The organism is Ruminococcus sp. 1001713B170207_170306_F1, assembly GCF_015668065.1.
Taxonomy (GTDB): Bacteria; Bacillota; Clostridia; order Lachnospirales; family Lachnospiraceae; genus Blautia_A; species Blautia_A faecis.
In genome coordinates, this window is record NZ_JADPEX010000002.1 from 104,771 (window position 1) to 126,285 (window position 21,515).

Annotated in this window: 21 protein-coding genes; all 21 read right to left on the minus strand. The window is 38.1% G+C overall.

All coding sequences use genetic code 11. The annotated features are described in order from the left end of the window. Positions 1–126: 126 nt before the first annotated feature. The 21 genes from I4V84_RS02180 to I4V84_RS02275 all read right to left on the minus strand — a co-directional run bounded on the left by I4V84_RS02180 (position 127) and on the right by I4V84_RS02275 (position 21,432). Positions 127–2,355 (minus strand): Ig-like domain-containing protein, encoded by a 2,229-nt coding sequence (locus I4V84_RS02180; RefSeq protein WP_195991152.1) that lies wholly within the window; start codon positions 2,353–2,355, stop codon positions 127–129. Between the two features lie 20 nt (positions 2,356–2,375). Then, positions 2,376–4,304, minus strand: a complete 1,929-nt coding sequence (locus tag I4V84_RS02185) for a DUF2142 domain-containing protein (RefSeq protein ID WP_195991153.1) — start codon at positions 4,302–4,304, stop codon at positions 2,376–2,378. Positions 4,305–4,516: 212 nt separating this feature from the next. Continuing rightward, complete coding sequence (locus I4V84_RS02190; RefSeq protein WP_195991154.1) at positions 4,517–4,753, minus strand: hypothetical protein; 237 nt, start codon at positions 4,751–4,753, stop codon at positions 4,517–4,519. A gap of 276 nt (positions 4,754–5,029) precedes the next feature. Next, positions 5,030–5,977 (minus strand): glycosyltransferase family 2 protein, encoded by a 948-nt coding sequence (locus I4V84_RS02195; protein ID WP_173770920.1) that lies wholly within the window; start codon positions 5,975–5,977, stop codon positions 5,030–5,032. A gap of 217 nt (positions 5,978–6,194) precedes the next feature. Beyond that, the gene (locus I4V84_RS02200; RefSeq protein WP_195991155.1) at positions 6,195–6,485 is read right to left on the minus strand and encodes a hypothetical protein; all 291 of its coding nucleotides are present in this window, start codon (positions 6,483–6,485) and stop codon (positions 6,195–6,197) included. Then, complete coding sequence (locus I4V84_RS19555; RefSeq protein ID WP_207748609.1) at positions 6,475–6,981, minus strand: AAA family ATPase; 507 nt, start codon at positions 6,979–6,981, stop codon at positions 6,475–6,477. The genes I4V84_RS02200 and I4V84_RS19555 overlap by 11 nt, the downstream gene beginning before the upstream one ends. 9 nt (positions 6,982–6,990) lie before the next feature. Then, positions 6,991–7,548 (minus strand): ATP-binding protein, encoded by a 558-nt coding sequence (locus I4V84_RS19560; RefSeq protein WP_207748610.1) that lies wholly within the window; start codon positions 7,546–7,548, stop codon positions 6,991–6,993. A gap of 138 nt (positions 7,549–7,686) precedes the next feature. Continuing rightward, a complete protein-coding gene (locus I4V84_RS02210; RefSeq protein ID WP_195991156.1) occupies positions 7,687–7,911 on the minus strand; it encodes a hypothetical protein in 225 nt (74 codons plus the stop codon). Continuing rightward, positions 7,901–8,392 (minus strand): DUF3990 domain-containing protein, encoded by a 492-nt coding sequence (locus tag I4V84_RS02215; protein WP_195991157.1) that lies wholly within the window; start codon positions 8,390–8,392, stop codon positions 7,901–7,903. The genes I4V84_RS02210 and I4V84_RS02215 overlap by 11 nt, the downstream gene beginning before the upstream one ends. Then, positions 8,389–8,631 carry a DUF3791 domain-containing protein gene (locus I4V84_RS02220; protein ID WP_330673659.1) on the minus strand — a complete coding sequence of 81 codons (243 nt, stop codon included), beginning with the start codon at positions 8,629–8,631 and terminating at the stop codon, positions 8,389–8,391. The genes I4V84_RS02215 and I4V84_RS02220 overlap by 4 nt, the downstream gene beginning before the upstream one ends. A 343-nt stretch (positions 8,632–8,974) precedes the next feature. Beyond that, the gene (locus I4V84_RS02225) at positions 8,975–10,030 is read right to left on the minus strand and encodes an acyltransferase (protein ID WP_148462161.1); all 1,056 of its coding nucleotides are present in this window, start codon (positions 10,028–10,030) and stop codon (positions 8,975–8,977) included. 50 nt (positions 10,031–10,080) lie between these two features. Next, entirely contained in the window at positions 10,081–11,430 is a 1,350-nt protein-coding gene (locus tag I4V84_RS02230) for a methyltransferase domain-containing protein (RefSeq protein ID WP_195991158.1), read from the minus strand. 22 nt (positions 11,431–11,452) lie between these two features. Beyond that, complete coding sequence (locus I4V84_RS02235; protein ID WP_148462159.1) at positions 11,453–12,289, minus strand: NAD(P)-dependent oxidoreductase; 837 nt, start codon at positions 12,287–12,289, stop codon at positions 11,453–11,455. A 17-nt stretch (positions 12,290–12,306) separates the two neighbouring features. Then, positions 12,307–13,761 carry a glycosyltransferase family 2 protein gene (locus I4V84_RS02240; RefSeq protein ID WP_195380266.1) on the minus strand — a complete coding sequence of 485 codons (1,455 nt, stop codon included), beginning with the start codon at positions 13,759–13,761 and terminating at the stop codon, positions 12,307–12,309. Between the two features lie 19 nt (positions 13,762–13,780). Then, positions 13,781–14,677, minus strand: a complete 897-nt coding sequence (locus I4V84_RS02245; protein ID WP_187566109.1) for a glycosyltransferase — start codon at positions 14,675–14,677, stop codon at positions 13,781–13,783. Positions 14,678–14,679: 2 nt separating this feature from the next. Further along, positions 14,680–16,353: a glycosyltransferase family 2 protein gene (locus I4V84_RS02250; RefSeq protein ID WP_148462156.1), complete on the minus strand. Its 1,674-nt coding sequence runs from the start codon at positions 16,351–16,353 to the stop codon at positions 14,680–14,682. A gap of 16 nt (positions 16,354–16,369) precedes the next feature. Then, positions 16,370–17,671, minus strand: coding sequence for an ABC transporter ATP-binding protein (locus I4V84_RS02255; RefSeq protein WP_148462155.1), 1,302 nt, complete (start codon positions 17,669–17,671; stop codon positions 16,370–16,372). 17 nt (positions 17,672–17,688) lie between these two features. Then, on the minus strand, positions 17,689–18,483 hold the full coding sequence (locus I4V84_RS02260) for an ABC transporter permease (RefSeq protein ID WP_148462154.1): 795 nt from the start codon (positions 18,481–18,483) through the stop codon (positions 17,689–17,691). A gap of 106 nt (positions 18,484–18,589) precedes the next feature. After that, positions 18,590–19,468: a glycosyltransferase gene (locus I4V84_RS02265; protein ID WP_195991159.1), complete on the minus strand. Its 879-nt coding sequence runs from the start codon at positions 19,466–19,468 to the stop codon at positions 18,590–18,592. Between the two features lie 132 nt (positions 19,469–19,600). Next, positions 19,601–20,593, minus strand: coding sequence for a glycosyltransferase (locus I4V84_RS02270; protein WP_195991160.1), 993 nt, complete (start codon positions 20,591–20,593; stop codon positions 19,601–19,603). A gap of 20 nt (positions 20,594–20,613) precedes the next feature. Continuing rightward, entirely contained in the window at positions 20,614–21,432 is an 819-nt protein-coding gene (locus tag I4V84_RS02275; protein WP_195991161.1) for a glycosyltransferase family A protein, read from the minus strand. Between the last annotated feature and the right edge of the window lie 83 nt (positions 21,433–21,515).

The following is a 21,515-nucleotide window of genomic DNA, read 5'->3' on the forward strand; positions in this document are numbered from 1 at the left end:
ATAGTTCTTATTTTTGATTTAAAATAGTTTGATTATCAAAGTATATCACATTTTTGGACTTTGTCAATAAAAAATACTGTCAAAACCAAAACTTTATTTTGTTTCGGTTCTGACAGTATTTTGGGGTTATTTCTTTACTTTGACTTTGCAGGTAATTTTTTTGTTTCCTGACTTCACTGTAATTGTAGCTGTTCCTTTCTTTTTCGCAACTATTTTTCCTTTTGAATTTACTGCTGCTACTTTGGAATTGGAACTTTTATAAGTTACTTTTTGCTGGCTGGTGACTGGTGTGAGAGTGACTCTCAGCTGAAAGCTTTTTCCTTTTTTGGCAAGGATTATATTCCGTTTATTCACGGAAACAGCAATTGTTTTTACAATACCTTTCTGCACTTTTACCTGGTAAATCCTACGGCTTCCGTTGGTATAAGTGATGGTTACCGTTGCTTTTCCGGCTTTTTTACCAGTGATTTTGCCCTTCTTATCCACTTTGACAATTTTCTTATTGGTGGTGCGGACTGACTTTATTTTACCACCGGACTTGTAGGTTTGTTTTACCCGTAAGGTAAGTGTGGTGGTAGTTGGTGTAGATGTCGCAGTCGGCACTGGGGTTGCAGTCGGGATTGGAGTAACGCTTACAGTGGGTATCGGTGCTACGCTCGCGGTTGGGGTCGGTTCCGCACTTACGATCGGCGTCGGTTTCACGCTTACGGTCGGAGTCGATTCCGCACTTGCAGTCGGGGTCGGAGCCACACTTACGGTTGGCGTCGGTTTCACGCTTACGGTCGGAGTCAGTTCCGCACTTGCAGTCGGAGTCGGTTCTACGCTTACGGTCGGAATCGGTTCTGCACTTACGGTTGGCGTCGGTTTCACGCTTACGGTCGGAGTCGGTTCCGCACTTGCAGTCGGAATCGGTTCTACGCTTACGGTCGGAGTCGGTTCTGCACTTACGGTTGGAGTGGGTATCACGCTTACGGTTGGGGTCGGTTCCGCACTTACAGTCGGGGTCGGTTCCGCACTTACAGTCGGGGTCGGTTCCGCACTTACAGTCGGGGTCGGTTCCGCACTTACCGCCGCAGTTGGTGTCACTGTAGGCACAACTGTAACTGCGGGCTCATTTTTCCCCTTATTATCTGCATAACTCTCTTCTGCCAGAACCGGCAAAATAAACACAGGACCAGCCGTTTCTGCTGAAGTAGTAGAAAAACTGGTATACTCCACACGCTCCTCACCAATGGTAATATATTGCCCCTTTGTAGCCCTTCCTACCAGCAAATACCGTGAAGATGGCGAGGTTCCCACATCATCCCATGTGGCATCCACCAGATACCAGTTTCCATCATCCATCTGTACATAATTCCACATGTGCGCTCCAGGAGTTCCTGAAGAAGTTCCCCTGGCTGTTCCGCTGATACATGCACAATTTATTCCCATATAATAGCAGAAAATTTTCATGGATTTCGCATAGCCCTCACAGACAAATGCAGGATCTGCATCCAGAAACAACGAGGCGGCAGAATGCACCCACAAAGTATTATCGTTCCTGTAAGTAACTCTCTGACAGATATAATCATGAATCCGCTTTATTTTCTGCTCCATATCCATGCCCAAAGTCTGCTCATTCAGCTCTGCAACAGCACTCTGAACACCATTCATAAAATCCCCCATTCGAGTATGGGCATTCTCACTGATTTCCCTGTTTGCCGGTTTAAAGGTGAAATTCTTAAAGGTTCCCCTGTATCCGGTAGAAGAGGACCCATCCCGAACACAGCTGACCCGGTATCCATAGTTGCTGCCCCTGAACCAGAAAGCTTGTGGATAATCATAGGAAAAAGCATCTGAAGCTGCCTGAATTGCTGTTTTCACATCATCGGTAGCCTGTACATAGCTTTCTCCTTTTCTCTGAAAACTGCCATCCTCAACAACTGCTTCAAATGTAATGGTATCAGGAAATTCAAAAGGAAAATCAACGCTGTCCAGATACTGGCTGTAATCCACCACATAATTCTGCACCAGAAGATCGTACAAGGCCTTTGCATTTCCATCCAATTGAGCACCATAGCTGTCCGTGTAATAGTCCAGAGAAAAAAGGCTGATGCCGCTGTCAACGGAATCTCCTGCAATAGCACCGGAGATGATCTCACCAGATTCTACGCTCACAATCTGTTTTTCATCTTCTGCATGAATTTCTTCAGAACTGACAAAACTTTCAATTCCCAAATCCTCGGAATCTGTTTCTGACACAAATTCTTCTATGCCAGAACTTTCATCGATCCAATCCTCAGCTAGGGCAATTCCCGGATCCATTGAAAGAAATATGGCCAGAAGCAAACCTATTCCCTTTTTCTTATTTCTCATTTTACTCCTTTTTTTCTTTATTACAAAGCTTTTCCAACTATCAAAAATTTATAAATGCATTCACTGCATAAGAGCAATCCAGCACCAAGCGAAACCTGATAATAATACGTTCTTGTCATTTTCACCTGTATTCGATCACCCCATAGTGCATAAGCAAATGGTAAGAACAAAGGCAAAAAATACCGAGCCTGCACTCCCTGAATGCAGTCTTCACCTATTGGCGAAAAAGTAAGATACATAGCAAGCCACACAAGCACTACAGATGCTACCGTTGCTACAATGCAATACCCCCGAAAAGTTCTTTTTTTATAAATGAATCTGGGTTCCCCCTGTGGTTCCACAAGAAAAATAAGCAGAAGCAAGGGCAGTAATATCAGTGCCCAAACCTCTTTTAAGGTTCCAAGAATATACAAATTCAAAAACATCTGATTGCAGACCAGCGTAGTGTTTTCAACTTCATCTCCGGCATTTCGAAAATTATCAAAGGAAAATATCTCTTGAATGAGCATTTTTCCAAAAGCTAACGGATGCTCTGCAATATTCAGAAGCTGACCTGACACTCCTGTATCTCCGCCCCTCGGATCTCCCAGATAATTAAGATTTCCCTCTGCCATATTATACAGTAACGGCTTCATTTTTATTGTCGCCACTCCAGCTATCAGCAAAATAGAAATTCCAAGAATCAGCGCACATATATGGCGGTTTCTCTTTGAATTCAATAGCGGTTTCACTCGTTCCCAAATACATGGAATAAGAAGAAACATCAAGGGAAAATACACCGGTTTGGCCACACAACCCATTCCAATAAATGCCGCAGAAACAACCAGGTTTCTCACTTTCCTGGTCTCCTTTTTTCTTTCAAGTTCATTCACACAAAGCACAACGCCCAAAGTAATACAGGAGAAGCAGACTCCATCATAAGTATACATGCTGCTCTGGAAAATCACAGTAGGCATTATTCCCACAACTGCGATCAGAATTTTTTTACGATGTGCTATAAAAATTGCAAAAGCGGTTATTGCAGCGCAGAAAATAAGGTTGCCCATACGTCCCAGAATATAATTATCGGTATAAGAAAGCCCTATTTTTTCTCCAAAATGATAAGCAAGAATCATTGGAAAATGAGTAATATAATTCTTAATTCCTCTAGGGACTTCATAACTTCCTGCATCCTTTTTTGCCTCTTCATCCAGATAATTTTTCATCATACATTGTTCCTCGGCAGTATTCGCAGAGGTCCAGCTATTTCTGGAAAAATTAAATGCTACAGCCGAATTTAGCTGAATAGTTGAGGAAAAACCAGTATTATGTACCGTAGAATAATGCACTTCCTCATCCCAGGTCACTGCATAAGCCCCGGAGGTCACTGCAAGGATACTCCCAAATCCCAATGCCGCAATCAGATAAATTGCCCAGATATTCCTCAATAGCAACCGCTTTTCAAACAAAATAAGTATGCCAAGAAAACTCACCAGCCAGAAAAAGAACATTCTGATCTTATTAAAATTCACTTCATTGGAATAAGAAATACTGGTAAGATGGATTTTAGAAGGATGATTAAATGTAATTTGAATTTGCTTTACCTTCTGGTTAATATTGGTAAAAGCTGCATCCAGTTCAGGATACATGGAATCTTTCAATTTCACCTCTTTCTCTTTTCCAAAATCATTTACAGTTACTATTTTTATATGATAAGTGTTTTTCTTATCTGCAGTTCCCTGCAAGATTAGTTTCTTTATGTAAACTGGTTCTTCCAGTTCTTTCTGGTAAATCAGCTTACCTTTAGAAGTTATAGTATTTTCACTGATCATAACCGGTTCATAACCAGCTATTAATGCATGGTAATTGAAAGCCAGTTCCACAAATATAGTGATCAAAGCAGCTGCTATTATCTCTATAATAAAGCGAATAATTGAAGATTTCCGCCATATCTCATTTTTTTTTGCCATGTTTATTTCTTTATTCAAATTATTCTTTTCTCCGCAATTTTTTCTTAATAAAACGTACACTCTCCTTCAGCTTCCCTACTTCATCCAAACAAAGCCAGCAACCAACTCGCTGTTCCTGGTAAAAACGAACCGACAATTTGATATTCTAGTAGGCTTTCATATACTTAAAATAAGTTGCAAAAAATCCTGCAAGTCTTTTCGACAACGGATATTTACATATTTCTTTTGTACTTTTCCACTTGAAAACCTGATTTCTCTACCCAGTTGTAAATGCTGTAATGTACACATTCCAACACTCCGGAACGAAACACCGTCTTTCTCTCTTCTACCTGAAGATACTGACCATATGTATAAAAATTGTGATTCTCATCCACCGCCATACCTGCACAATGTCTGGCGCACCCTCGCAATCTTTCTCTTTCTTTTATGAAGCGATATTCTCTTCCCATAAGCGTAGCCAGTTGAACAGGGGCTCTACATCTAATTCTGATATATTTTCATGTTCCACGGTAAACGCCTTATAATCAACACCGCTATACTCCAAAAGCGCCATCATAGGTTCGCTCCAAATTCTGCAATATAATTTTAAAATAAGTGACTATCTTATTAAACCGATGACCATCATCTGACTGCTGTTCCATCTCAAGAATCAACTGACTCACCTCATATCCGGTTTTCATTCCCCCAAAAGGGTTGGTCCATTATGATAAATTGTTTGCTGAAAGTCATTTCTTTTCTTCAACAATGTAATTGTACTGCTCCTGTATCCTCTGCAGTTCCATTTCAAAGTCCTGCCGGTTCTTCTGAACCATTGTCTGCAGGACCAGTCCGGAAAACAATGACTGAATTGCCCCCAAAACAGCAAAACCACATACGATCAGAGTAGGAATTTTTCCCACACGTCCGGTTTCAAGGAAGGTTACAAATACCGGGATAAAGAATCCAATTCCAAGGATCAAAAGCACTGCTGCCACCAGTCCGAAGAATGCCATTGGCTTATAATTACGGTATAATTTGGCTATGGTTTTCAGTACCCGGAAGCCATCTGAATATGTATTCAGTTTGGATTCACTGCCTTCGGGACGGTCTCTGTACTCGATCACTTCATTTTCGATATACATGTTCTTATCAACTGCGTGAATGCTCATTTCAGTCTCAATCTCAAACCCCTTGGATAATACAGGGAAGGACTTTACAAACTGGTAGCTGAATGCTCTGTAGCCTGTCATGATGTCGTTTATCTGGGTTTTAAACATAATGTTAATACATTTACGCACCAGACTGTTTCCAAAATTATGGAATGGCCGCTTATTCTCTGTAAAATAAGTAGATGACAGACGATCTCCCACTACCATATCAACCTTTTTATTCAATACCTTCTCAACCATTGAGGGGGCAAACTCTGCGGGATAAGTATCATCTCCGTCTGCCATGATATAGCACTGTGCATCAATTTCACGAAACATTCTGCGAATAACGTTTCCTTTACCCTGCTGATATTCATATCTGACCACAGCACCTGCTCTGCGGGCAATTTCATCTGTATGGTCAGTGGAATTATTATCGTATACATATATTACCGCTTCCGGCAATACTTTCTTGAAATCTGTTACAACCTTTTCTATGGTTTTGCTCTCGTTGTAACAGGGGATTAGTACTGCTATTTTATCCATTTTAAATGCATTCCTTTCCGACGATTCTTAAGTAAATTTTCTTTACGCAAAAAATCCGTCGATTGTCTTGTAGCTTTATTTTACTACATAGACAATCGACGGGCAAGGGGATTGTTCCCCAAACTATCCGATCAATACTTTTTCCGTAAGCGCTTAAATCTTTGGTAGCTTTACTGTCTACGTTTTTGAACTCATAATGATAGTAAATAGATTTTTACTACACTCCGCTTGATAGGAGATAGAAATTTACTACATTTGGAGGTTGAGTAAGAAACGTGCTCCAGGGCGTTCCCTGGAAGAATGGATGGAACTGGTAACCGAATGCAGGCAAAGCGGTCTGACAGATGCTACATGGGGGAATGAGCATGGGATATCTCCCAGCTGTTTTTACAATGCAGTTACCTGGCATTTTGTTAAAATACTTCCGATAAAATTCCGTATCATCAAATTTAACTGCATGTGTATCAGAATCAAACTCAAAGGTCAGATTGCTTTCCTCAATTGTCATTCAACAACTCCTGTTCTCTATCATATAATTGATCAAATTCTTCTATAACAGCATTGTGTTCTAAATCATGTAAGTATGGGAAATATTCACTTTTAATCTCGCTTTGATCCTTGTACAGCGATATAAACTGATAATCCAATTTTCTTTTTTCGTCTTTAGAATAATTGGAATATGTTGCAGCTAAATTAAAACATTGTTGCACAAAATAATCATGCGTTGTGACAAAAACCTGAACTCCCATTTTGGATAATTCTATGATTGCATCTACGACTGGTTTTATCATTTTCGGATTCATATTTGTTTCAGGTTCAGCCCAAAACAACACAGCATCTTTTGTTAAGGTACCAGATGCGATTAAATACATAATTGTAGAAAGCTTCCTGTATCCCTCTGATACAAGTCCCATTTCAAACTCTCCGGCTCCTGGTACTTTCAAATAAAAGTTTTTGTCTTTTTGTGTAATACTTCCCTGCACAATCTTTTCGAAACTTTTCATCACCCGATTCTACTCAGCCGTATTTGCACCTCTCTTTAACGGACATTCTAATAATCTTGCAAGATCATAATAAGTCTCTTCAAATGCAATGCGATAATCGGCATATAGGGAAACAAAATTTTCTGTAGACGAAATAATTTCCTTGGGAGGAATATAACCTAAATTAATTTTTTTCATATCCAAAACATCATTATTCAAAATGTCAATATGTTTTTCCTGACGATTTCCAAATCCCACATGCAGCTTCGTATCATCATCAAAATTAATCTTAATATCAGCTCTGTTACTTCCCTGTTTTCTATTGACTAAACGACCGATTGCATCCTTGTCTAGTCGAAATACTCCTTGTATTTTGTTGACCAGCATATCTTCAATTCTGTCTTTTGTTACATCATTTTTTGACCAACACGCATTCGAGTACCCCTTCATACAAGAATACAGAATTTTAATCAAGGCTGTTTTTCCCGTACTGTTTTCGCCACTTATAATATTAATATCCGGTGAAAATTCAACATCCAAATGATTGAAAATCATGAAATTATCTAATTCTAATTTTTTTATTTTCATATATTGCTCCCATATTTGTATTTACAGATAATGCTGATTGTTTCCAGCATAGGAACACGATCTTTGCGATATTTTCACCTAAAATTATAGGAAAAATCTAAATGTCAGGAAATCCGTAGGACTATTTGTTGCTTACTTTCAAAATAACTCTGGTTCGTTCTCAATCAAATCTTCTGCCAAGTATTTTGCATCCATATTTTCTATTCCATAACTGTCATTTGAAATTTGCTCTGCAAGCTTGCTGGAATAATAAATATCAAATGCCTTTCGCAAATCTATTCCTTTCATTTTCGAAAGTGTATCGATGATATCATTTTCCAAATTCTGCTTATAAACTTCTTCAAGTTGCTTTTTATCTACCATTACTTTTCACCTCATACGATCTTTTAAAAGTAATAAGCTTATTCAATATTTCCTGATTTGCAATACATATTTGATTATTCATCTTGTAATATCGTAATTCACTCAAAACTTTTTCTTTATCCCATAAACCTCTAAAATACATATCTACAGTCTTAAACACATCATCATCTGCAACATTTCCAATGACAATATCATACTCTGCATTTAACGGCTGTCCTTTTCTGCAGCCACATACAAAATCAAGCCATTTCTCATTTTCTTTTTCAAAAGACAATACTCGAAATCCATCCCATTTTTCGGACAACTCATAAACGTTCACTATCGCTGTTTTTTCCTGTCTCATTCCTTTTCGGGCTGCCCACTTTTTTGCTTGATTTTCGAATGTCGTGATATAAAAGCCTTTACCAAAATCCAAATATTTCTTTGAATGCGAAACATCCGGATTCTTTATGATTTCTGTTGAGCCATGATAAACAATCATACATTAACTCCCTTTTCCCTCGCGAAATCGGTAATATCTTCTACCAGGTATTCTTTACCTTGCGTATGAAGAACATCGTAACATTTAATGATATAATTATCCAAAATGCCGGTTGAATTTAATATTTTATAAACTTTGGCTGGAGACATCTTCCATTTATCGGCAAGACTATACAACATGAATATAGAAAACCTCAATTCTTTTTTCTCACACATGATCTTCACCAACCTTCTTTCCATAATAACAAACCGCCGATTACCATGTAGGTTTATTTTACTACATTGGTAATCGGCGGGCAAGAGTGGAAAAATGTTCTTTGGGATGATATTCTCTATACGAGTTGATATTCACCAGCATATCGGGATCAAATGTCAAATTACATTCTTCAATTATCATTCCAACCCCTATCGTATAATTAATCAAATTATTCCATATCAGCATTGTATTCTAATTCATGTAAACATAGGAAAAAGTGTACTACTTTCAAGATTTACAGAGCTATCCATAATAACCAGCGTCGATTACTAAATAGTTTTTACATAAATAATCGACGAACAAAAGTCTAATATAATTATGCATTTTCTATAATCTGACCAATATTTTCTTGCTTAACTGCTGCATCGGCTTTTCTACGCATAAAAAAGAAAGCAGCGCTATTATGCATGTAATGCCAATACAAAATACCAATAACCAAATTTCTCCTATTACAATGCTGCTTTTATTAAACAGATATACTACGATCTGCTGCACAAAAAAACCATATAAATATAATCCATATGATATATCAGCCTGCGAAAAGCATTTTGCAAAGGTCGGTTTTTCCACCAATGCAAAGGAGAATATTGTATATGAAAATGTCACATATTTTAATATACAAAAGGTAAGCGATCCTGGGTTCAGACAGGACAACAGGAAGACTGCCAAAATACTTACCTGAATATTTAACAATTTCTGCATACATGGAAAAGTGAATAACACTCCAATCAGATACCACGGAATCAGTTCCATCGCAGCCCATATATCTGTCCCATATATGACACAACGCCATTCAGGATGATACAAAAGTTTTACCATTTGTAGACAACATAATACAACGGTAATCACAGAAACAAAAGCAAAAGAATATCTCTTCTCCTTTTTTTTTCCTGCAAGAATCAAAATAATCGGAACCAAAATATACATTGCGAATTCTATAGGCAGAGTCCATAATGAACCATTTACTGCATTGGGATATGGATTTGTTTCAAACACTCCTGGCAGTGAATATGCTGGAAATAACAATATATTTCGCAGATAATTTCTAACCAGTGGTGACTGAAAATATTCGTTGATTGTAAGTGTTGACAGGATTGGTCCAATCACATAAGCAGCAACTAATGTAAATGCAATAAGCGCAGGAAAAATTCTAAAAACTCTTTTCGTCATATACCGTACCGGATTAGAATCTGATTCCCAGCTTTTCGCAATAAGAAATCCACCAATCAAAAAGAAGATTTTTACTCCGAGCGCCTGAATTCCTTCTCCCCATAATGTAGGAAGGGTATAGCCACCAATATATGCCATATGTCCAGCCATAACCATTATTGCAGCAACAAACCTAATGATATTAAAATTATTGTCTCTTTTCTCCCTCGCCATTAAATAATTTCTTTCTCCATTTCCTCTTATATTTCACTTATGTGGATACATCACTTTGATTTTCTTTCCTGTTCTAATGCATCCGCACATTCTTTCCAGCCTTTTTTCGCACTTTCTAACGCTTCCGCACATTCTTTCCAGCCTTTTTTCGCATTTTCTAATGCTTCCGCGCATTCTCCCCAGCCTTTTTTCGCATTTTCCAATGCTTCCGCACATTCTTTCCATTCGGTACGGGTTTCTTCCAATGCCCCTGCACACTTTTTCCACTCAACACGAGTTTCTTCCAGTGCGGCTGTACTTTGCGCCAATTTATCCTCTACATTTTTAAGCTCCGCATTTTTTTCACTCACCATTTGCTGCGATTGCTCTAATGCTTGCTTTAATTCATCAATGTCTCTCTGATTTTTTTCCTCAAAGGCTTTCGCTTTCTTTAACTCATCTGCACACTTTTTCCATCCTTCTTCTGATACAAAGACTTGCTCTTTTAAAATTCTTCTCTCATTTGGAAGCATTGAAAAATCCTTTTCCTGCAAATCTGCCCCTGAAAAATCAAGCACCTGATTCAGCTTTCCTACAAGATTATTACCCTTTTCCTGTAAAAGTCCTTCTAGATGATTGGTGTTTGCCTCTTTTTTGTTTTTATAATAGGTCAGTACAAACAAATGCTGAATCGCATTAAACCATGGATTTAACTGAATCAGTTCATACACGTTTGGATACTTTTTCTCCACTTCCTGCATAAACTCGGTTTCCCCGAAAGTACTTCCTATATATTCACAATCCAGTGCAAAGTCTGCTGTACTATTAATATCTTCGATCCACTCAATAAAAGAATGTCTGGTAAAATATTTCGTGTGTGTATTATCCAGCACACCCGCTTCGCGATAATTAAAATGATCATTAAGCAAATTTAAAAATATATCTGCATTATTCACATTTGGAACACTGATCAGGATTTTCCCTTTATCTTTCAAGTATCTGACTGAGTTTTCAATAACCCTTGTAGGATTTATTACATGTTCAAGAATGTCGATCAAGGCAATATAGTCAAATTCAAAAGACAGACTTTCTAATTCTGCAAATCCTTCATCCGCATAATCAGGCGCTTCAATATTTGTGCAGAATATCTTATTATATTTATATTTTTCCGATGCATTTCGACATGCTTCTGAATCAATATCGATTCCATATAATTGGCATTTTTTATTCAGTAGCATAGCACCAAATTTGCCCTCACCGCAGCCAATATCAAGCACTGTACTTTCTGCATTTACCTGGCGTGCAAGTATCGCAACATTTACATTGTCATTATCTTCATTCACTTTGAATTCCTCATTATGATATCTGTTTTCAGACGAGCGCCATACTAACTGATTCTTTTTTCCATTTCCGAATTCCACACGATCACATCCTTTTATAATGTTATTTCCCTGTTGTCATTAAAATTTTATTTATTTTCGTGCTATCGCCATAAATAATCTTGGAATCATAAGGTCTGTCAGGAAATGCTCCATATTTCAATTTAATCGGAAGTCCCTTTTCTTTAATGAATGCTTCCACCTTATCTTTCAGAGCAACTGGATTTCCTGTGCAGACATTTATAATTCCAGTAATTTCATCCTGTGTGCTTGCAGCTACGATTTCCATTGCAAGATCTTTTATGTCAATGAAATCATATTTGTTTTCACCTGAAGTAAATGGAAATTCTTCTTTTCCATCTTCTACTGCCTGAAGCAGCTTTGTGAAAATAGAACTGTTTCGTCTGTCATCTCCCAGAATGTAATATGCTCTTAACCAGTAAATCTTCACATCTGAATTCTGGGTTAGCAGTAAAAGAGACTGTCTCAATGCATTTTTTGCAATACCATACTGTGATAATGGATTACACGGAGTATTTTCATCCACTGCACCTTCCCAGAATCCAATCTCATGCATGGTTCCCATAACTGCGATTCTTTTGCAGCCGCCATCAATTAAATTCTTCAGAAATGTAAAATGCTTTGATAAGTTTTCCATATGCTTTGGTGAATTATGCACAAATCCATCCTGCCATGCTAAATGAATACATAAATCAGGACATTTTACCTTTTCATAAATTCTGTCATCACCGGAAAATATATCCACATCCAGAATTTCAGCTCTTGAGTCAATTTCCTTATGGTTAAAGTCAATTGCATAAACCTCATGACCTTTTCCCAACAATTCTTTTACTACATATTTTCCCATATAGCCAGCAGCACCAGTTACCAATACTTTCATTATCTTACCCTCCTGATCTAAAAATACCCTTTGTTATGTAGTTTTCTCTTTTTAAAACATTTTTTCAATGGGAAAATATTCAGCAGCGTATTCACCCATCCTTTGGTTTTCACCCGCCGTTCAAATTCCCCTTTCACATTCACAACATCGAGCAGTCTTTCATCTTTAAGTTCCCACACGATTTCCGGATCTGAGTTAATGAAAAATACTCCCTCTTTCGTCTCCAGGCCGTTATGTACACAATCCTCTAACGTAAGTACTTTTTTCTCTCCGTTTGTAAACCAGATATCCACACTGAAATTTTTCAGCATAAACAGTCCTTCTTCACATAAATCGAATCGCATTGCTGTTAAATCATTTGTTTTTTCTTCAAATAGAAACCAGATGTCAAATTGCGGTGCTTCTGCCTTATTCACGGCCTGAATCACCTGATTATTGCTAAACCTTTCACCTTTACTGAAGAAAAGTTGACTTACCATTTCGCCATTGGCATTTACAAGATTCTGAGCTGCACCAGCTGTTGACAGCTCTATGATTCTTCTGATATTTCCTGCCGGCAGAATAATATTCTGACTGTTGTAAGTCTCTTGTACAGAATGATACGTTGCATCCCAATTTTCCTGATCATGCAAGGTGGCAGATGTTTCAATGTTTTTCCAGAATCTGTAGATTGCTGTCGGTGCTTCAATATCGGAAACGCCGCATAAAAAAGCGGTTCTCATAAAATATTCCCAATCTTCTGTCACATTAAGGCTTTCGTTGAATATAATTCCTGCCTTCTGAAAAATATTTACAGGAAACGCCAGAGTCATCAATGGGCATCTGTTAACAGATAACTGATTGATCAAATTAAAGGGAACACAGTAGTTTGCAGACGGAGCAGCCACTGCACAATATCCCAGTTTTTCCAGATTTTCCCAGTCCTGTGCAAATGCAAAAGAATGAAGAATACGGCCCTCGTTTTCTTCTGCACACTTTTTAAATTCCTCTACCCAGTTTGAGAAAAGAATATCATCATCATCAAAAACAGCTGCATACTTGCCCCACGCATGGGAAAAACCATAATTCAGCGGAGTTGTTCTGGTTCCTTCATTCAGACGAAAGAATCTTATTTTCTTTCTGAATTCCTCTTCCTGATCTTCCAGAATTTCTTCGATCAACTTACCATGTTCTTCATCAGCTTTATGCGCAATCAATAATATTTCAAAGTCCTGGCATTCCTGCGCCTGCAGACACAGCAGGGCTTCGCGCAATCCCTGCTCTCTCTTTCCCTGCGTACGGATAATAACGCTTAAAAAAGGAGAATTTTCCTTTTTTTCACCTTGAATGACAGGAAGATATTTCTCTTCGTATAATTTCTGGTTTTCTTCTGTATTTAAATGCTCTAATCCTTTTAAATACAGCCCAACATTACTGTTCGCTGAAAATTCACCAATAATATCTTTCCAACTATTATTATTTTTATTATTCATACTCATTTCCTCAAAGCAATTAGTGATTAAACTTAAATCGCATCTTACAATATTCATCCCCTAAAAATCTTCCGATTTTATGTTCTGGATCTATCATTTGGGGTAAAGTACCCTCTTTTTCTCTTTTACGATATTCCTGCGCTGCTTTTTTTTCGCTTTCACCACCATGAGTCAGATACTGCTGGCAAAGCTTTTCTGCCCTTTCCGGATTTGACCATTTATAGGCAAGAAGCATGGCTGCTTCTGCAGAATAATATATTTCTGCGGATGTAGGCTGCCAGGTTCCTGATAAGGACAGATTTTTAGCATGATATACAATAGCGGATGGCATATAAATGATTTTATAACCAGCCAAGCGCACACGCCAGGAAAAATCCAGGTCATCACAATATAAAAAGAAGGTTTCTGCATCAAAACCATTTATTTTATTGTATACCTCTGTTTTAAACACAGTACAGGCAGTAGATGCCCATTCCGTTTCTCCTGTTTTTGTATTATATTCCTTTGCATGCTCCAGCGGAGTCTGTCTTGCCTCCACCATTCCAACCTCTTTCAGTTTAAGAGGTTCCATCAGCTTACACAGACAGGTTGGCTCCAAAATAACATCTGGATTCATGATCATCATAATATCAGCATCTGTATTCTCAGCCATCAGATTATGACCTTTGGCAGTTCCGGAATTAAATCCAAATACTTTATATTCAAATTCAATTTCCGCCTTCAGCATTTCACGGATATCTTTCTGTGTTTTTTCATCCAGAACAGGAGTTGGTGTAGAGTCACCATAAATAAGCCTCACCTGCAGATCTCCCACGCGTCTGTGATAGACTTTTACAGCCTGCTGAAGGGCTTTCATTGCTTTCACCAAAGCGTCTACCTGATTTCCATAAATTACAGATTGAATTTGTAATTTCATTATTATTTCTCCCATATTCGTTTTTTTCCATATACAGCCAGTCTTGCTGCACTCACAGGAATCTCATAGGATTCGTGTTTTTTTCGTACTGTTTTTAATGCCTCGTCTAATTGATGCTGTCGTTCTTTCTGAATCTTCTGTTCAAAAGGAACTCTATACAAAGATGTTGTTTTTTCCACACAAATATACTTTGTCCTTTGTGCATACCTTACCCATAAATCCCAGTCCTCCAGATAATCCAGTGAGCTGTCAAAGCCCCCAAATTCTTCATAAAGACGTCTCGAGAACATAATGCATTGTATTGGTATAAAATTATGATAACACAGCTCTACTTCATCAAATGCAGTCGTATATCGCTTATTATAAGCTTTAATATGGTATTTGTACGGAGAGGTGCTTTCTACAACAACCGGAGTCTCAAATCCAAATGCATATGCTGCAAGATATTTTCTGTTCTGCGCCAAAGCCTGTACCAGGGTTTCTACATGATCCGCAAAAAAGATATCATCATCGTCCAGAAAATTAATATATTCCCCGGCTGCTTTCGATAATGCAAGATTTCCCGCTTCTGAACGTCCGGCTTTCTTTCCGGTGGAATAATATCGGATATTCAAATCTGAAAATTCTTCTACGATCATTTTTTCAGCAGAAGCCTCACCATCTTCCACCACTATAACCTCTATATTGGAATACGTCTGATTTCGGATGCTGATCAACGCTTCTCTTAAAACTTCTGCACGCTGACAGGTTCGCACAATAATGGAAACCAAAGGACAAAATTCACAATCCTTCTGTGTTTGGATTTTATTGTCACGCGTAATTTCATAATCCCACTCCAGGAACTGTCCCACCTGCGCCCTGGCATAACTTTTATTATTAAAAGAAGAGATACATGAAAAATGTGCCGCAAAAGCCTGAAGCAATTGTTTTTTTGCTCCCGGATAGGGGGCCCGATGTAAAAAAAACACTATTGCAAACTGAAAATAGCCTCTCATCACATCGGAAAAGCTGCCAAAACGATATCGCAGCAGCAGATTATTAATCAGAGAATTTACATACTGCGCCGGCTTCACCGCTCCAATGCTTTCGTACGAATAATGCATTATTTTCACAGTCGGACAATATTTAATTTTGTAATCGGATGCTCTCAGACGCCAACTGAAATCCACGTCCTCCGCATACATAAAAATATTTTTATCAAACCCCTGAAGTTTTTCAAAAATTTCTCTGCGTACTGCAAATGCTGCTCCGGACATCCAACTTGTAATGCCAGTAACAGGATCATAAATTTTGGGATGCTCATATGGCAGCTGTCTGAATTCCCAGGCTCCGATTTCTTTCGATGACTCTGCAATTATCTCTTCCAGCCGCTTAAAAGTATCTTCGAATACCTCTGTATCAACGTTCAAAAAGCAAACAATTTCATCCTTTCCAAAGGATGCTCCTAGATTGTTAGCATTTCCAAAACCCTGATTCTGTTCCTGCTGAATAATCTCAAAACGGCTGAAGTCGTCTTTCTTTTCATAAGCAGTCAGCAATTCTACCGTCTGATCACTGGAATGATTATCCACAAAAAACAACTTCAGATCTGAAGAAAGTGCCTTTGCCTTCAGCAGAGAATCCAGGCACCTTTTTATCCATTTTTCAGAATTATATGTAACAATTACAATATCCATATTTTACCCACAAATTCTATAGAAACATTACATTTTCCTGTCGATTGGAAAAGGCTCTGATCTTGCTTGGAATTTCAATATAAGAAGAATTGTAACCTTGATTTACGACTTCCAGTTCCATAATACCATGAAGCCAGGTAAGCATTTCATGCTTAGACTGTGTACCCTGACCTACCGCTGCTCCTACCAGATAAACACCATTCATGATACGCGGCAATGTATATTCGTACACGATCTCAATAATGTCATTTTTCTTTCCGTTGACCACTTCGCCCTGATTAATAAAATTGTTAATATCAAACAGAGGAAGTCCTTTATTATTCTCCAACACAAATCCAACAATCAGGCTTGGTGCATCTTTCATACACTCAATTACTACATGAGTTCGATAAGTTTTATCAACGTACAGTCGATTTACCGCTTTATCTTCGGAATCTGTAAAAAACAGAGAACGGATTGCCACACTGTCATTGTGAAAACGATCCTCCACAAAACTGATCTTGGGATATTTTCTCTCTTCATCAATTTTTTCCATGAAGACATTCCCTGCAACTTCATCCTGAATATGTCCGGCCACATATTCTGCTGATTTTCGCTTTTCGTCCATATACATATCACAAATATGCGCAGCTTCGCCAAAGGCTCTGACCGTACCATGATCAAGCCATAAAACTCTGGAACACATCTGGCGTACACTTCCGATATCATGAGATACAAAAAGAATCGTAACGCCATTTCGTTTTAACTCATCAAATTTTTTAAAACACTTGTTCTGGAAGAAAATGTCTCCAACACTCAGTGCTTCATCTACAATAAGAATATCTGGTTCCACATTAATCGCAACTGCGAAAGCCAAACGTGCAAACATACCGCTTGAGTAAGTTTTCACCGGCTGATTGATAAAGTCTCCAATATCCGCAAATTCTACGATTCCGTTAAGGCGCTCATCCATTTCCTTACGTGAATAACCCATCATACGGCCATTCAAATATATATTTTCTATTCCAGAATATTCTTCATTAAAGCCAGCTCCAAGTTCCAATAAAGCAGAAACCTTACCTTCTATCTGAATATTTCCTGCTGTCGGACTTAAAACTCCGGTTACAATTTTCAGCAAAGTAGATTTACCGGCACCATTCGTTCCGATAATCCCCACTGTCTCGCCTTTTTTCACATTGAAGCTTACATCCTTAAGCGCCTCAAAAGTTTTACTCTGCTTCTTGCCAAAGCCTAACGCTTCCTTTACACGATCAGACGGTTTATTATATAAGCGATATGTTTTATTCAAATTTTCTATATTCACTGCATAATTTTGCATTCCTAATATCCTCACTTCTATAATACGTCAGCAAAATGCTGTTTTAATTTTTTGAAGCAGCTCATTCCTATTAAACAAAAAGCCAACGCAATCAGCCAATAATACAAATTCCATCCGAATCCATATTCCCAAAAGCATTTTCCACTCATCAATGCGTCACGATAGCCTCGTACCGGATAAAACAAAGGATTAAAGTTCAGTGCCCACTGTACCTTTTCATCAAAAATACTCATCTGCCATACAATCGGTGTTATCCAGAAAACAATCTGTAGAACAATGGATACGATTTGAACGACATCCCTAAAAAAAACAAAAAGTGATGCAGTGAAATACGATATTCCAATGCATACAAGAAGCATGTAGACAATATAATAAACTAACTGTAACCAATACACACTTGGCATCTGTCCATATACGATAAATAATATCGCTGTAAAACCAATTAAAAATAATTGTACAAAAAACACAGATACAACTCTTGCAACTGGCAATATATTAATATTAAACAAAACCTTTTTTACAAGATAACTGTATTCTACTAAGCTTGAAGTTGCATTTGTAATAGAATCACTTACAAAAAACCATGGCAATAAGCCGGATACCAGCCATAATATGAATGGATAGCCGTCTACATCTCCATTTTTGAATCCAATCTGAAAGATGAACCAGTATATTAATACCGTAATAACCGGCTGAACAAATGCCCAGAAAAATCCCAACACAGAACCGGCATATTTTGTTTTAAAATCATCCAATGCAAACTGACTAACAAAAAATAAATTTCCTTTCAATTTCTCACACCATTTTTTCATGTATTCCACCTGATCATTTCAAATATTTGTCCTTTTAAATCGAAGTTATCTTATCATATATGTATATAAAACGCAAGAAAACCACATGAAAAAGTATCTCTCAGACTTACTCTTCTCCCAGCATCTCCAAATAAACCTCACACGCCCCCACAGTCTTCTCCATCATAAACCGAATCCGCTTCTTTTCTGTCCCATAGCTTTTCTTGGTTGCTGCACCGCTTTCATGTTTCACCGACATGGAAGGATCATACACAATATTATAGCCTTTTCGCTGACAGCGCAGCGCCAGTATATATTCTTCGTAGAAAAACCGGGTTTCCGGCTCAAAGGCTTTTTCTTCTTTTTCGACAAATGATGGAGTAAAAATAAGACAGGCGCCAAAAGGGACAATATTTTTCTGAAGCTGACTATAAAGTGTCATATGTTGTTTCTGATTTTCTATCTTGTTTTTTTCCGCTTTTTGAAGCATATGGTAAACAACAGGATACATGACTGGATAAAAACGTAACGCCAGGCGGTTCATTTTTATAGTATATTCTGCTTCTTCTTTGGTTCTAAGTCTGGTATCCATTGGGTTCTGATGTTCACCGGTACTCTGCCTGATCACATCGGGACCCAGAACATAGCATTGATTATTTACATAACTTTTTTCCAGTCTGCTGATAAAGTCTTTTTGTGTAAATTCAATGTCATTATTCAAAACAATGATATAGCTTTTCCCAAAATGTTCTCTGGCGTACTGATACCCTTGATTATTTGCATAAGAAAAGCCGCCATTTTCTTTTATCTGCAAAACCTTGATTCTGGAATTCCCCTGATATTTTTGGAGCAGTTCCTGCCTATCCTCTTCTTTTTTCTGAATATCGTTATCCACGACCACAATTCTAATCCGTTCCTGCTGTTCCATTGCCAATATGGACTGGACACAGGTATCCGTCACTGAATAATCTTTATAATGTAATATCACAAAGCTTACGTATTCCATTTATATTCCTCTTAATATTTCTACTGAAATTTTATGATACCAGGGTCTCAAAAGCCCTTTTGACACTAACATCATTTTATTTCAACGCTTAATACGAAGCATTGGAAATAACGCGCCGCACAATCTTTTTTATTATTTTTTTTTACTGATCAGCCGCCCAAAGGGCTTAAGAAGTTTCGTTTTTAATAAAAGCATCAATACTTTTACTGCTGCTTTCTGCGTAAATGGAATGTCCACCTTTGCATTCAGCTTTGCTTTGCTGTTTTTCCAATAAGTTGGAAAATATGTATTTACCGTACAGCTGATATAATCGCACAATTCCTTTGTTTTCTCGTAGCTGGCTCCCGGAGCAAGCTGAAACAGGCAGGTTGCAAAAATCCTCATAACAAACAGTTCGTAGAACTCCTGACTGTTCTGGATTCCAATTTTATTTACTCTGGTTAAAGTATTTTCCAGGCCTTTATACGGAAGAGAGTATTTTTCCAGACCTTTGAAATTGTGAATTGCGGAAGAAGCGTGCTGCACGTAGTAATAACCACATTCCGGTAAAGTGTTAATTCGTGAACATATGGCGGCAAAGAACAAAGAAACCGGCATATCTTCCCCGCGCTCACCACTTTGAAATTTCACATCATATCTTTCCCACAATTCTCTTCTATACAAATGAGAACATACTGCTGAAACCCGGAATGTCCATTCTTCGTTTTCCAGACGCTTATACACACCTGGAATAACTCTGTTCAGCTCTTTTCCACCTTCATCAACATAAGTCAGACCACATATTACCATATCCAGGGTTTCTTTTTCGGCAAGATTGTACATTAGCTCAATATAATCCTCTTGCAGATAATCGTCTCCATCCACAAATGTAAGGTATTTTCCGGTCGCTTTCTCTACGCCCAGGTTTCTGGCTGCTGCCACGCCTTTATTTTCCTGATCTAACAGAATAATTCGGCTGTCTTTCTGCGCCAATTTACGCAGAATTTTCCCGCTTTCATCTATACTCCCATCATTGATTATAATGATTTCCAGTTCGGGCAAAGTCTGCGCCATAACCGAGCAGATACATTTTTCTACATATTTTTCACTATTATATACTGGAATAATGACAGATACTTCCGGCATGATTTTCTCCTTAATTCTCTTCACACCTCATTAGATTCTTCACTCTTCTGGTAAACCTTCTCAATCATTTTCGCAATCCACTCAGGCCAGAATTTTCGGAACATATATAAGTCTTCCGCTCTTCTTCCGTTTTCCTCAATCAGCTCCGAGGTTGTGGATTCCTGATGGATCCGGTGCTCCATTCCTGCCTTTGCAGTGTATGCAAACTCGCCTTTTCGCCTGGAAATTTCCTCCCATGCCTGCCAGTCAATGTTGCTTTTCATGTTATTCTTAAAGGAAAAACTGTCCAGATTTTCTTTTACAAGGGTGACTGCAGGGCAACAGATAGCCGATCCTATAGAGAGAATTCTCCTCCGAACAAAACGGTTTTTCCAAAAGACTTTCAGTTTCAGAGGAGTCAGAAGCAGACGTTTCACCTTAAGAAGCCGGTTAGTTGTCACCGTTTTTCCATTTCGAAGTTCATTATAGTCTGTAAAAATAATAAGAGGATGGCGACATTTCTTCGCAGCTGCCAGCACATCCTCCGTGTAGTTTACATAATATCTGTCATCCTGATGAGCGAGGGTTACAAGCGGTGTTGTTGCACAGCTATAGGCAAAATTCCAATCTCCGGCAAGACCTTTTTCACCGTGGTTTATATGAACAGGTATTCCATACTTCTCACCAATTCCATATATATATGAATTGGGAGTTGAAGTCGCGATCAGAATTCTGGTTCTGACTTTCTGCGCCAGAAGAGACTGTACACATTCTTCCAAATACGGACTCTCACCGTACGCGCATACCGCAAATGTATGAAGATTTATTTTATTACTATTATCAAAATTCTTTAATCCCATATTTTTCATTTTCTCTATAAACTTTTAGATATATGCATTCCAGAACATGTTTGAAAAAGGCTTTCTGCAAAATATCCCCAAAA